Annotated in this window: 10 protein-coding genes and 1 pseudogene; 2 read left to right on the top strand and 9 right to left on the bottom strand. The window is 62.4% G+C overall.

Annotation, left to right across the window (positions count from 1 at the left end; translation table 11 throughout):
- Positions 1-2: 2 nt before the first annotated feature.
- From LXB15_RS01465 to LXB15_RS01445, 5 genes are read right to left on the bottom strand one after another with little or no spacing between them, the layout of a single operon-like run.
- Positions 3-4082 carry a DNA methyltransferase gene (locus tag LXB15_RS01465; protein WP_233950529.1) on the bottom strand — a complete coding sequence of 1360 codons (4080 nt, stop codon included), beginning with the start codon at positions 4080-4082 and terminating at the stop codon, positions 3-5.
- Positions 4079-7198, bottom strand: coding sequence for a DISARM system SNF2-like helicase DrmD (gene drmD, locus LXB15_RS01460; RefSeq protein WP_233950528.1), 3120 nt, complete (start codon positions 7196-7198; stop codon positions 4079-4081). The genes LXB15_RS01465 and drmD overlap by 4 nt, the downstream gene beginning before the upstream one ends.
- Positions 7189-7629, bottom strand: coding sequence for a very short patch repair endonuclease (locus LXB15_RS01455; RefSeq protein ID WP_255696636.1), 441 nt, complete (start codon positions 7627-7629; stop codon positions 7189-7191). Before LXB15_RS01455 ends, drmD begins: the two co-directional genes overlap by 10 nt.
- Positions 7601-8698 carry a DNA cytosine methyltransferase gene (locus LXB15_RS01450; RefSeq protein WP_233950526.1) on the bottom strand — a complete coding sequence of 366 codons (1098 nt, stop codon included), beginning with the start codon at positions 8696-8698 and terminating at the stop codon, positions 7601-7603. The genes LXB15_RS01455 and LXB15_RS01450 overlap by 29 nt, the downstream gene beginning before the upstream one ends.
- Positions 8691-8942 carry a helix-turn-helix domain-containing protein gene (locus LXB15_RS01445; RefSeq protein ID WP_233950525.1) on the bottom strand — a complete coding sequence of 84 codons (252 nt, stop codon included), beginning with the start codon at positions 8940-8942 and terminating at the stop codon, positions 8691-8693. Before LXB15_RS01445 ends, LXB15_RS01450 begins: the two co-directional genes overlap by 8 nt.
- 361 nt (positions 8943-9303) lie before the next feature.
- Here LXB15_RS01445 and LXB15_RS21045 point away from each other — a divergent pair.
- Positions 9304-9671, top strand: a pseudogene (locus LXB15_RS21045) (transposase); the annotation flags it as partial.
- A complete protein-coding gene (locus LXB15_RS21040) occupies positions 9645-9908 on the top strand; it encodes a transposase domain-containing protein (RefSeq protein WP_370640261.1) in 264 nt (87 codons plus the stop codon). The pseudogene LXB15_RS21045 and the gene LXB15_RS21040, both read left to right, overlap by 27 nt.
- Positions 9909-10015: 107 nt before the next feature.
- Here LXB15_RS21040 and LXB15_RS21035 read toward each other — a convergent pair whose 3' ends face one another.
- The 4 genes from LXB15_RS21035 to LXB15_RS01425 form a co-directional block, all read right to left on the bottom strand.
- Positions 10016-10414: an HGGxSTG domain-containing protein gene (locus LXB15_RS21035; RefSeq protein WP_370640260.1), complete on the bottom strand. Its 399-nt coding sequence runs from the start codon at positions 10412-10414 to the stop codon at positions 10016-10018.
- Between the two features lie 158 nt (positions 10415-10572).
- Complete coding sequence (locus LXB15_RS01435) at positions 10573-10803, bottom strand: hypothetical protein (RefSeq protein ID WP_233950524.1); 231 nt, start codon at positions 10801-10803, stop codon at positions 10573-10575.
- Complete coding sequence (locus tag LXB15_RS01430; protein WP_255696635.1) at positions 10800-12350, bottom strand: DUF3987 domain-containing protein; 1551 nt, start codon at positions 12348-12350, stop codon at positions 10800-10802. Before LXB15_RS01430 ends, LXB15_RS01435 begins: the two co-directional genes overlap by 4 nt.
- A complete protein-coding gene (locus LXB15_RS01425) occupies positions 12350-12850 on the bottom strand; it encodes a hypothetical protein (protein WP_233950523.1) in 501 nt (166 codons plus the stop codon). The genes LXB15_RS01430 and LXB15_RS01425 overlap by 1 nt, the downstream gene beginning before the upstream one ends.
- Positions 12851-13046 lie beyond the last annotated feature (196 nt).

The following is a 13046-nucleotide window of genomic DNA, read 5'->3' as shown; positions in this document are numbered from 1 at the left end:
CGTCAAGCACCCCTATCATTAATTTTTAAGAGAACATCGTCGAGGTCGAGCGTAAAATCCGGCGTTTCACTATTTCTTCTGCGGCGCCCGCGCGCCTTGCCCGACCCGGACTTTCCAGCGTCGGATTGCTTGACGATTTCTTCCTCATGTTGAGCTTTGTTGAGGGCGACTAGTCTTCGAAGCAGCTCTTCTCGGATTTCTTCGCTGAGCGAATAGCGCCATTGTGTGCTGCCAGAAGATGCATTCACTTCATGGAAGTCATAACTGACGTCCAGATCGGCCCAGCCAAAAGCTGCTGCCACATGCCTATCTAGGGTCTCGAAAAGCACCCTGAGTTCTGCAATTCGAGAATCATCGTTGTCGGGCGAATGAACCGCGTTCATGAGATCGGTGAGGCCGCATTGATGGTCCGCGCTCCAAGCGACGGCGATGTCGTTGAAGCGAAGGGCCGCATCGACTCCCTCTTGCGACACCGCCCCGCTCGGCAGCGGAAACTTTGCTATCGATTCGCTGATGGATAGCTGAAGAGTTACTCCTAAGCCTGCGCCGCTGTAGGCTTCAAGCCATGATCGGAATGGGGTGCTCAGGCATATAGGAAATAAATCATCCCTTTCGAAGCCGATCAAAACCACCTTGTTGGTGTAGATCCAATCTGAGGGAGCCAGCATGCAGATGGGATGTTTGGTCACCTTGGAATATGCAATGAACCTTTCGTTCTGGCGAATCCTGCGCATCAAGTCAGCGCGGTGATTCCAGAACTGCCACCAACGATCGATAAGACCTTTATAGCTTTTCAAGGCTTCTGGTGTCCGGGTCGGTTGCACGACCTCAGTAATGAATTGATAAGCCTCAGGCCAATCGCGTTGGATGTCGCCGAGTTCACGGTCGGCAATATCAAGCGCCCACCGCGCTACGTCATTCAAGGCCGAACTGGTGATATCATCGCCGGTGACGTAGGGCCTTAACAGACTGTTTGGTTCATCCTTCAGGCGTTCGAACCAAGGATGGTCCGGGGTGATAACGAACGCCAGTCCCTTACTGTTATCCACGCCCGCAAAGCTGAATATGCCGTCCGACAGCGCGACGGGTGCCCAGCTATTTGCTTCTTCTGGCTCAAGGCGAGGTCCGATGCGATCACAATCATGACCGTCTGCATCGTTCCGTCCGTTCCACTCGCCCTTGAAGAACCCGACAACTGCAACGACGACGGCAGCTGTGCCCGGCCATGGCATTCCCTTTCTTGCGAAGTAGATACTACCTCGCTTGACTATCTCTCCGAGCCCAAGGACGATCGCACTGCCTTCTGCAATGTTGCTCGTAGCAAGCAGGCCGTAGCTGCCTCCTCGCCTCATGAGATCGGCAGCGCGTCGGTGAAAGACGACACAAAGGTCGATTTTTGCGGGAGAGACTCCGAGAACCAGTTGGCACTGCCATTGGAACCGTTCGCCCAAAGCTCCCTTCCACAAGCGGTTGCCCAAGAACGGTGGGTTCCCGACGATGGCGTCAAAACCTCCATTTTCTCGGTCAAAGACCTCTGGAAATTCAAGCGGCCAATGGAATGGGTGCCGCGCGGTGCTGTCTAGGGAGTCTTTTGCCAAGTCAGTTGATGCATCGCGCCGGACCCTATCCTTCTTTGAGTTTTCGCCACTTACCATGGCATCGGCGAATGCAGCCAGCGTCTCGATCCTGGCTGTCCGTTCTCCAGCCCGATCTTCAGCCAGAATAATGCCGACGAACGCATCGGCAATGAGCGTCGGCAGTGCCAGCTCGCCGCGCGATTGCGTGTCGAGTGCCGCCATGGCTTCGACATCCTTTATGTCGCGAATGCGGATATCCCGCAGACGCGCGCGAAGTTCGAGTGCCTTGTCGATCGCTAACCGGATCGTCCGACCGAATAGTCGAAGCTGAGTCTTTCCCTTCGGGCTCATGTCGAGCTCGACCAGCTGACCAAGATCGTGAATGCCGAGAAGGCTGTCGCCACTGCGCAGATTGTGGTCAAGGAAGCCGAAGGGCCGTCCCTTGGACGTCGTGGTGAGCCAGAGCGAGAGCTTCGCTAGTTCGACAGCGAGCGGATTCTTGTCCACGCCGTAGAGGCAGCGTTCCGCCACGAGGCGGCGGGCAATGACGGCGCGCTCCTCGGCGTCCTGAGACAAGGGCTCGAAACCCTCGCCATCGCCTTCATCGAGAAGGCGGCCTTCGCTGTCGATCCGCTTGCCGCTCGCTTCGGTCACCGACCAGGCCTCGACAAGCCGGTCGGAGAGCCAGCGGCACGCCTGAACGAGGAAGGCTCCGGACCCCATGGCAGGGTCGCAGATCTTCAGGTCGAGCAACTCCTCGGCGCTCCTCAGCTCCCAATCCTCGGGCGCCTTGCCCTCGGCCGGACCGCGATAGGCGGCGGGCGTCAGCGTCTCCTCGACAATCTTCTCCGTCAGGCTCTTGGGCGTGTAGTGCGTGCCGCTCTCGCGCCGTTCGGCGCCGAGAACGACGACGAAGGCGCCCTTGTGGTGGACGAGCGGATAGCCCCAGGGGTCGGTCCGCAGGAGGGGCGCGTAGGGCAGGATGCGGTCGCGCAGACCGATGTCGCCGCGGCAAACGGTGAGCAGGCGCGCGGCGAGACGATCGTCGGCTGCCCGCTCGAGGGCGCTGCGGATGGCGGACTCCGAGCGTTCGCTCCGTTCCTTCAGCAGTTCAGCAACCCTCGCCGGACCATCCAGGCGCGCCGACTCGACCTCGCCGAGCGTCACGCGCGGACTCTTGGCCTTCGCGCCGCTATCGAGTTCCAGGGTGACGTCGTCGACGCGCTTCACCGTGCGTTCGAGGAGGCCCTCGTAGACGTGCCCGATCTGCTCCACGTCGAGCGCGCGGTAGGACAGCGTGCGGCCTTCGAAAGTCTGGATCGCTTCCAACAGCAGCAGAACGGTGCGGTCGTCGATCGGCAGCGGTTCAGCCGGATCACTGCGCCAGCTCGTGCCCTTCTGGCGTCCTTCGAGGAAGGGGTAGCGATCGGGGTCGAACAACGAACCACCGAGCGCGGGCAGCCGCAGCGTCGGATGATCGATACCGCCATACACGCCACGAAACAGGGCGAGCAGCCGACACCAGGCGGATCTGCGACGCTCGAGGATCTCTTCGGAATCCGCGCGTAGCTGCATCCGCAGGCTGGAGATGGCGTAGAAGGAGTCGTAGCGGGGATCACCGAGCAGGAGCAGGGCGCGTTCCTCGGCCGATAGCAGGAAGACGAGCCGCATCATGACCGTCAGACCGGCCTCGTAGAGCTCTCGCGGATCGACGTCGCGCAGGAGTTCGCGATTGCGATCCTGGTCGGCGCGGTCGAGGGCCTGAACGAGCACTTCGACGGCGCGCCGGACCTGTTCTCCGAGCGCTTCGGTCACGTCGTCCTGGTGCTTCAAGGACCGCTCATAGAGCGCCGGCAGCTTTGCTTCTTCCGGTCCGAAGAAGCGGCGGATGCCCAGAAGGCTGACGAAGGCGCGCAGCGTTTCGGGTTCCTGGCCCCAGAGCCGCGCATACCAGCTCGCGAAGCCTGCCACGGCGCCGACGGGCGCGTGGACGAGCATCCAGCGCTCACCATTGGTGACGATGCCAGTGGGGCATCCCGTCGCCCGGAGCAGAGCGACCATCCGGTCGGCCGGGGTGATCGCGAGGCCATCGAAACGGCGCGTCGCGTCCAGGTCGGTGTCCGGCTGATAGACGTGGATGAGCAGAAGCGGGTCGTCGGAGTTCGTCGGATTCACGACGGCCAGGTCGGGCGCGACCGTGACCCCGTGTTCGGGCATCGAGACAGTGAGCTGCTCAGGCAATGTCGCGCCCTTGCGCAGCACCGTCTCATCCATTTCCAGCGCGGTGACCAGCACGTCGTCGATCCAGGCCGCGTGCAGCGCTGGAAGGTCGAGGTCGTCCATGTCGACGGCATCGCGCCATTCCTCATAGGTCCGACGAAGCCGCTGAGGTCGCCCGGAAGGCAGAGCTTCGAGGCCTTGCGGGAAGACTTCCCGCAGCACGGGCACCGCCAGAAAGGGCCCAGAGACTTCGATGAGGTTCAGCCACTCGTGATCGTTGCTCATCCGCGCTTCTCCGTCGCGAGGGAGTTCGGAACCAGCAGCACCACGGCCACGGGGAAGGTATGCTCGACGGCATTGGAGTGCCGTTCCTCGATCGCGCGTAGCTCTTGCTCGCGCTCCTGCGGGACCCGGGCCAGGCGTGCTTCGAGGGCCGCTCGGTCACGCTTGAGCTGAGTGCGTTCGTCCTCGGAGAAAAGAGAGAGCTGCACGGGTTGCTGTTCCGCCGCGATCTCGGTCTTCAGCGCTCGTTCGAGATCGTCCAGGACTTGGCGGATGTCCTCGGCCTCCTTGCGTTTGCGGGTCTCGATCGTGTTCACGAGGAAGCGTAGCCGGTCTTTCGAGCGTGCCTCGACGGCTGCCAGAACGGAATCACGCTGTTTGTCGAAGCGCGTCCTCAATGCGTCGAACGTCGCATCCGACAGGGCCGCAGGGCGCGACTCCTCCAGCCATCGTCGGACCTCCGTGACCCGTTCCTCCCGCCGAAAACCGGCATCGCGCAGATAGCCGCCAGCCTCCGTGAGCTCCTCGTGCAGACGATGATGGTTCCCGCCGGTCACGACGAGCCGCGACACCACCACCACGGCCGGTCCCTCGATCCGCCCATCCGGAAGCGACCTGACGGTCACGCGGTGAAGCTTCTTCACGTCGTCACGGGCCCAGATCTCCGCGCGCAGGAGCCGCAGACTCATCTGGACAAGCCGGTGGTTCAGGTGGACGAGGACGAGGTCGTCACGCCCCTTGGCGACCTCGTGGTCGAAGGTGATCGGGCGGACCTTCTGCGTGTAGGGGTGTTCGAGACCCTCGAGGCATCGGGACCAGGAACCCGAGAGCGGCGGCATTCGGAAAACCGTGCCATCTGGTGCACCGGCCAGAGAAACGGGCTCCAAGTCGGGTTTGTCCGCAAGACGCAACGCCGTGCGTACCGCCCGCTCGATGTGGTCGGGCACGAGGCTCTGTTCGTGCCGGGTCTCGTTCAGCCGCTCATGGAGTTTGGCCACACGTTCGCGAAGGTCGCGCTCCGCCTTCACGAAGCGGCGGGATTTCTCCATCCGGGCTTCGGCTTGTCTCGTGTCGAGATCGCGGCGGCGCCCCTCGAGAAGGTCGGGCAGTTGAGGCGCGATGACGGGGTTCACGCTCCCCATGTCGGCGCGCATTGCATCCAGTTTGCGAAGCGCACGGAGGATATCGTCACCGTGGCCTCCCACAGCATCCACCGGATGCCAAATGACGACCTCGCTCGCGCGTTGACCATGACGGTCGATGCGCCCGTTCCGCTGTTCCATCACGTTCGGGTTGTACGGAATTTCGAGGTGGATCATCAGATGGCAGTGGTTCTGGAGATCGATGCCCTCGGAGGCGGCGTCGGTCGCCAGCAGTATCCTCACCGGGGATTCCGCGGGGTTGGCCTGGAACGCGGCTTTCACGCCCTCGCGTTCTTTCGGGTCCATACCACCATAGATGAGAGCCAATCGCTCGCCCCCGAAGCCGTGAGATGCGAGGATCTCCTGCATCCATTGCTGAGTGGCGCGATACTCGGTGAACAGGATCACCCGCTCGTTCGTCCACCTGTCACCGTCCTTCAGGTGACTGGCCAGCCAATCCAGCACGGCGGTGGCCTTGGCATCGGCCCGACGAGCCGCCTGTTGGGCCCAGGATCGCAATCGGTCGAGCATCCGGCGTTCTTCGTCGGTCGGTGGCCGGACATGCTTGCCCGCTTCCTCGATCGCTTCAGCCTCGGCGGCATCCCGCTGTGCGTCGTCTGCGTAGTCTTCCTCGGTCTTCGCTATCGCCCGCCGAAGGATGCGGTAATCGAATTTCTTCTGGCTGCGATCGCTAGCCGCCCGACCTTCGATCGTCGCGATATGCCGCTCCAGTGTCGCTGCGAAGGCTGCAGGTGACGATGACAGGCGCTTGCGCAGCAACTGGTGCACGAAGTGATCGACGGCCCGCCCTCCATCAGCACCGCCTTCGCGGCTCTTGATGTATGCTTCCAGCTGCCGCCGGGCATCCCTCTCGTCTTCGCCATACTCCACTGGCAGCGCTTCGAGCCGTCGCTCTGGGTAAATTCGCTTGCCACCCGCATCGACCAGATCGCTCTTCAGCCGACGGACCATCACCCGGGCGAGCTGGGGATCACTTGGGAGGACGTTTCTCGCGAACCGCTGATCATCGAGAAGTTCAAGGAGCGCGGTGAAGGACTCGGTGTAACCGTCGTGCGGCGTGGCTGTGAGAAACAGTTTGTGCTGGAAGTGTGGCGCGGCCAGACGAACCAGACGGGTCCTGAGGCTTTCGACAGCGTAGCGGCCGACGGTCGGCGCGACGTTGTGAGCCTCGTCGATGATCAGCAGGTCGAACTTCCTGGGATGGCTGACGTGCGGGGGCAATGCATCCCGCAGAAGACGCAAGCCTTCACCCTGCTTGGCCCAGTCCATCGACGTGATGAGACGAGGAAAAGACGTCCACGGATTGGCGTGGAGACCTCGCTCACGGCGCAGACGCTTGACGTAGTCCGTATCGACGATCCGGAACTCGAGTCCGAACTTCTCCTGCATCTCGACGCGCCACTTTTCCTGCAACGAGGCAGGGCAGAGCACCAGGACCGTGCGGGCGCGGTGACGCAGGAGCATCTCTTGAACGACGAGCCCTGCCTCGATGGTTTTCCCGAGGCCGACGTCGTCGGCGATCAGAAGATTTGTGCGCGCCATGTCGATCGCGCGCACGAGCGGATCCAGCTGATAGTCCTCGATGCTGACACCGCTGCGGAATGGCGCCTGCAGATAGCCGCGATCCGCGTTCGTCGCAGCGCCCCAAACCACTGCGTCAAGGAAGGCCTGAAGCGTTGAGGGGTCGTCCAGACCGGTCATGCGCGGCAGTCCGGCCCGCTCGATCACATGCGCCCCGGGCTCCAACTCCCAGAGAACTTCGATCTCTTCACCCAGCGCATCCTCGTCGATCGAAGCCAGCCGGACGAGATGCCGCTTGGGCAGTCCGGGGGCAACCGAACCGCCATCGACCTCGGAGACGATCCATTGGCGGCGGCGAGCCTCGACCAGCTGGCCAGGCTCAGGCGCAGTGACGTGGGCGACATTAGCCACCATTTCATCCGCAGTCATCGACATAGGTGAGCCCCATTCTTCTCGCGCGCGCCGACGAGTTCGGCGATGCGGTTCGCGGCTTCGGTGGCGTCTTCGTGTTCCCAGATCCGGACCGTCTCCCAACCGAGGGCGTTCAGCCGCTGATCGGTATCGGCATCCCTGGATCGATTGGTTTCGATCTTTTCCCGCCAGAAATCGGCATTACTCTTCGGCCAGGAAGCGTGCTGGGGGCAGCCGTGCCAGAAACATCCGTCGACGAAAACGGCTATCCTTGTCCTGGGGAAGACGATATCGGCGACGCGTCTGGGCTTCGTCAGGAGCGGAACGTGGAGGCGGTAGCGCAGGCCCTTGGCATGCAGAACCCTGCGGAGGTCGATTTCCGCTTGCGTGCCCTTCTGTCGCACGCGGGCCATCCGACGACTGGCGTCATGCGACGAGGGACTTACGCGCGTCATCCGCGACGGCTCCCTTCTTCTTTCTTTTCGTCTTCTCGGCTTCAATTCCGAGATGGGCTGCGATGCTCTGGCCGATCACCTCGCCTAGAGTGACCGGAACCGCATTTCCAATCATCCGTCCCAAGGCCTTAAAATGAACGGGAACCCCGTCGGGTATGAAGGAATAGGACTTGGGGAAGCCTTGCAGAATTGCGCCCTCACGCAGAGAGATCGCGCGGTCTTGCTCTGGATGTCCAAACCGTCCGTTCCCAAAGCCATAGAACTGGGTCGTCAAGGTCGGCGCGGGTTCGTCCCAGACCATCCGGCCGTAAACGCCCGGATACGTATGGCCCGTCTCACGACGATGGCAGTCGGCGACGAGATACTTTGGCCAGTCACGCCACGTGCCGCCGGGACGAGACGCACGAACTCTTTCGAGGTTCAGGTCGGAGAGCTTTGACGCGGCATGCAGTGGATCCTTCGGATGGGTCCCACCCTGAGCTATCGGCGCGAGTTTGCCGATCGCCGCGCGAACGGTCGTCGGGCTATCATGCCTCGGGGCGACCAGCTCGATGGGGCCGAGTCGGGAGGCCAGCAGCACCATGCGCCGGCGGTTCTGCGGCAGCCCATACAGCGAGCAATCAACCACCCCTTGGTGGACGTCGTACCCCATGTTCTGCACGGTCTCGACGAAGTCATCGAACACCGCGTGCTTGGCGACCGAAGGCACATTCTCCATCGTGACCAAGTCAGGACGTGTGGCTTTGATCAGTCGTCCGAACTGGTAGAGCAAGCCCCAGCGGGGGCTTCCGACGACATCATAACGCTGGGCATAGGTCGAGAACGGCTGACAAGGGGCGCAACCGGCGAGCACCCGGACTTCGGCATCACCGAACAACTCGTTGAGGCGCTTGGGAGCGAGGCGCCCCACGTCTTCGTTGATGAAGCGCGCAGCGTTGTTCGCTTCGAAGGGGTGGCGGCAGGCTTCATCGACGTCAATACCCGCGACGACCTTGACGCCCTTCGAGATCAGGCCATGCGTGAGGCCTCCGGCCCCGCAAAAAAGGTCGACGCACGCGACATCAGCCATCCAATTTCTCTCCCCCCGCATGCTTCCCCTTCTGTGAACTGGACTCGGCCGCTTCGCTTTCCTTTTTATCGTCCGATGCTTTTCCGTTCCTCACCCAATCATCAACTTCGTCTGTCTTGAACTTCCAAAGCCTTCCGACCTTGTGCGCCGGCATGTCCTTCTTCGCGATCCAGCCATAGACCGTGTCTTTGCTGACACCGAGATATTCAGCGATCTCCTCCACGGAGACCCAGCGATCGGACATGGTTCGGCCCTTCATCGGCCAGTCTAATTTAGGGTTCGAGCATCTCACCAGGTCGGCCGAAAGTAAACCGAATGAAGCGGGTTTTCTCTGGTTAAGTGGGATTTAATCGGATTAGGGAGTTCGGCTGGCGCGGCTTGATGGGAGGCGTATGAGACTAGGCGACCGCGGGCAAGCTCGACCACTTGGTCCGAAAATCGGTCTTGGCGAAGAGAGAAGCGAGGAATGAGGACGCCCGTTCGCCCCGCGGCACGATCATGCCTGTTTTTGCTGGTACTCAATCCGATACCATTAGGATCGCTGTTCGGGGCGCTTCGATGAACCGATACGCAGCAATCAATCGAAAAGCGCGGTACCATACAGGGTGCTAGCCGAGAAGGGTGGCGTCCAACCCGCCTTCTGCTGGTCGCACGTCCGTCGCCGCTTCTACGAACTGGCCGCTGCCGGTGCCGCGCCGATCGCCGCCGAGGTGCTGGAGCGCATCCCGCGCTCTACAGGATCGAGGCGGAGATCCGGGGGCGATCTGCTGACGCTCGCCGTCTCGCACGCCAGGAAAGAAGCCTGCCGATCCTCGACGCGCTGGAGCCGTTCCTGCGCGAGAAGCTTCAGCTCATCAGCCAAAGACCAAAGCTCGCCGAGACGATCCGCTACGCGCTCTCACGCTGGGAGGACCTTTGCCGCTTCGCCGGCGACGGCCGCATCGAGATCGACAACAACACCGTCGAGCGTTCCATCCGCCCGCTTGCCCTCACGAGAAAGAACGCGCTGTTCGCCGGCTCTGACGGCGGCGCCGGCCACTGGGCCGCCATCGCCTCGCTGATCGAGACCTGCAAGCTCAACGGCGTCGATCCCCAGGCTTATCTGGCCGCCGTCAGCACGCTGATCATCCAGGGCCATCCCAACAGCGCCATCGATGATCTCATGCCGTGGCGGTTCAAGCCGTCCGACCGGCTCGCCGCCATGGCCTGAAGACGACGCTTACTTCTCGTCCACACTGACGCGCCCCCGACTTAGGACCGCCCGCCAGAAGCGGGGTCCATAAGCCAGGTGGCGCCCCATTGCCGCAGATTCTGGATTTACTGTGAAGCGTGGCGTTTCTCTGCCCGCCACTTTGTCCAGCGCTTCCGCTGCGCCTGTGCAACCCGCGCCTTTCCCTCGTCTGTTCTAGGCCCGGTCGAGCGGCCGCCATGCAGACGACAGCGCCTACGGCCCGGGTCAACACGGAGCTTACACAACCCGCCCTTACGATTGAGCGCGCCGCACGTCGGTCGCTCATTCCATGAGAGCGCTGTCTTGTCTCCGGCTAAGCCGATGTCTCCGAGGCGCTTGCAGCGTGCGCCAACACTGCAGGCCGTTTTGTCGCAAACCCGATTCCGGGTCGCCGGGCATACCAGCCAGCCATAGCGATGCCAGTATTCCCAGTTCGCTTGAGTGACAGTGGGCGGCGGCGGCTGACTCAGCGCAGCAGCAATCAATGTGGATCGTGCCGCTTCCTCTTGGCGCTGCTTCGATAGAATGTCTGCAACAATCTGGCGGGCTAAAGATATCAACTTTTGTCAACCTCCGTGTAATACCCCATGAATTCTCCCCTGTTTGGTCCGTTAGCGGGGTCAGCAAATGGCTGGCGGTTTGACTAGAAGTTCTGCTTTTGCGCCAGGCGCTCGGCCTCCGCGCGGGGCAGGCCTTCGTCATACTCAAGGACTGCAGCACGTTCGGCAACGTCAGCCTGCCCGTCTTCATTTGCTTCTTTAGAAGCTGTGCCGTTTGTGCCGTTTGTGCCATTAGCCTCGTTAGCCGGACCTTTTGGCACCATTGGCGCAAACGGCACAGAGGCCTGACGTGCTCTGGACAACCACTTGCTCATGACCGTCTCCCGAAAATGGTAGAGTTAACCTCATAGGTTTTAGCGGCTCTGCCGGCTTGCGATCCGGAGCGCGACGGCTTAGAGCGGATCAGCCCGGCTTCGACCAGTACGTTGCAGGCCGCATCCATTGCAGCAGACTCGCGCAGAAGACCGCCGACCTCACGCCGCACCTCACGGGCATTGAAGCTGACGATGCCCTTGCGCTTCAGATGGCGGGCAAGCGTCATCGCCCCGCGCTCGGCAACAGGGATAGATGCGTCCCCCAGCACCCGCTCGGTCATGGGTATGAAATAGGCGTCCAGCAGGCCCGCCGCGGCTGTCACCGCCTCAACCGAGATGGCGCACGGTTCCTGACTTTCGGGCCTGCCGCACCACCAGAGAAATTCCAGTACCGTTGCCAGCCGCAAGGCATGGCCGCGGGTCTTGCCGAGTGCTCCGGCGAATACACCGCTTGCCTCGTGCGCACGAGCGGCCATGTCCCTCCCAAACTCTTCCAGCACGTCGACGGCGGCCGGCGTGAGGTGCAAACGCTTGGGCTCCGGCTCCCCGAACTCATCGCTGCCCAACGTGAGTTCCGCTAGCCGGACAAAGGCTGCCTTGGCCGCGTCATCGTCGACCTTGTCGCGCGCTACGGAGAACTCCGGCAGCATGTCCGCCCAAGCCCACAAGATCCGAGAGGCGAGCCCGTCGTCAGGACCGTCGATGATTGTCGGCAGCTTGTCGGGCTGGACACCGCCTAGTAAGCCAACGCTCAGGTGGCGGATGCGCAGCGGCTCGGGGTTCTTCACTCGGTCGACGATGTAGCTCCGGCCCCCGTACATTTCGATGGCGAAGGCCCTGTCGGAGCCGCCTCCCCCGTACTTGTTGAAGGCGCCGAACCAGCCGGCCAGCTCGTCCCGCACAGCAAGGAGACCACGCGGCAGCGTGGCGGCAAGCGCGCTCAGCTTCTCCATTGTAAAGTCCATGACCCGGACGCGTGGCAGGACTGGCCTCGTCGGCGCAGCCGCATCCTCCGGCACGGAGGGCGGCAGCTTGTCGCCCTTAACCGCCTCTTTCACTTTTGCCTCCCACGCCTCTTGGCGAGCGCGCGAGATCTGTTGGTCCGTCTCAAAGCGACGCAGTTCGTCATCGAATCCGGCCGCCATCCTGTCTTCGGCATGGCGTATCAAATCGAAAGCCGCGTCCATAGCCGGAGACTTCCCCGATGACGGGGAGCCGACGATGCAGCACCACAGGACGGGCGGCTCTGCCCAGTGGGTGCCCGCCATCGCCCAACGGACATTTGCGATCATCGCCCCAACACAAGCCAGAAGTGATGTCGCGACATAATCGACAGGAGCGGAGGCGCCGGCTGCGCGACGCCTCACCCATGTCAGCCAGAACGGGCCGAGAAGGTCGACCGGGAAGTCGGGCGCCGGGCGCCGGTTCGTTCCGAGGAGCGTCAGGTCGGGTGACTGCCAAGGGTCGGGTTCCGCAGGTGCCTGACCCTCGCGGTCGCCATATTGCGGGAGGCGGTTTATGGGCGTGTACTCGTCTGCGCTAAGCATCAGGTGGATCCCTGTTGATAGACGGGACTCGGAGCTACAAAGCGGGCGGGGTCAAAAAGGCTGGCCACTAGGCCGAACAGCTCCTCGGAATGCTCCCGGTCCTCGCCGGAGATGCGGCCGAGCGCATCGAGAAGGTCACGAGCGGCGACTGCGGGGTTGACGACGACCGCCCCGCGGCAGCCCGATTGGAGCCAGCGAAGCGGCGTGCGCCAGATCCTGAGCGGCGCGTTGAAGATGTATTCTCCGCTGGAGGTCACGTTTCTGATCCCGAGCATAGATGCAGCCCCGAACATGCTGAGGAAGCGAGAGGGATCGTTGAGCGGCCAAGCGATCAGGTCCACGGCTGTCCTGCCGTCGCGCCCCAACGCTTCGATCACAGCGGCTGTGGCCGTTTCCCCTTCGTCGCCCAAGCCAGTGTCGAGGAAGTCCCAACGGTTGCCGGGCAAGATACTGATCTTCAGAACAGTGAGGAGCCCAGCGTGCTCCAGGATCGGGTCCAAGTTGGCGACGTTCGTCAGACGCAGCCCGTTCTGTCGCACGTAGGCGACGGACGCTCGGGACGGCGCTGCTTGCGAATACAGACGCGCTCGAGCCAACATGACGGAGAGAGGGCCGCTCATTGAATAGCCCGCCCGAAAATGGAACCGCCCAGCATCCGCGGAACCAGGCGAGCCGTAACGGGGCGCTTAATGAAGC

The sequence above is a fragment of the Aurantimonas sp. HBX-1 genome, from assembly GCF_021391535.1.
In the GTDB taxonomy this organism is placed as follows: Bacteria; Pseudomonadota; Alphaproteobacteria; order Rhizobiales; family Rhizobiaceae; genus Aurantimonas.
This window is presented reverse-complemented; position numbering and strand designations above follow the sequence as displayed.

What these genes read in the sequence shown, in the direction of transcription:
- LXB15_RS01465 (WP_233950529.1), bottom strand. Translation starts at nt 4,082, where the DNA reads ATGAGCAACGATCACGAGTGGCTGAACCTCATCGAAGTCTCTGGGCCC.
- drmD (WP_233950528.1), bottom strand. Translation starts at nt 7,198, where the DNA reads ATGTCGATGACTGCGGATGAAATGGTGGCTAATGTCGCCCACGTCACT.
- LXB15_RS01455 (WP_255696636.1), bottom strand. Translation starts at nt 7,629, where the DNA reads ATGACGCGCGTAAGTCCCTCGTCGCATGACGCCAGTCGTCGGATGGCC.
- LXB15_RS01450 (WP_233950526.1), bottom strand. Translation starts at nt 8,698, where the DNA reads ATGGCTGATGTCGCGTGCGTCGACCTTTTTTGCGGGGCCGGAGGCCTC.
- LXB15_RS01445 (WP_233950525.1), bottom strand. Translation starts at nt 8,942, where the DNA reads ATGTCCGATCGCTGGGTCTCCGTGGAGGAGATCGCTGAATATCTCGGT.
- LXB15_RS01435 (WP_233950524.1), bottom strand. Translation starts at nt 10,803, where the DNA reads ATGAGCAAGTGGTTGTCCAGAGCACGTCAGGCCTCTGTGCCGTTTGCG.
- LXB15_RS01430 (WP_255696635.1), bottom strand. Translation starts at nt 12,350, where the DNA reads ATGCTTAGCGCAGACGAGTACACGCCCATAAACCGCCTCCCGCAATAT.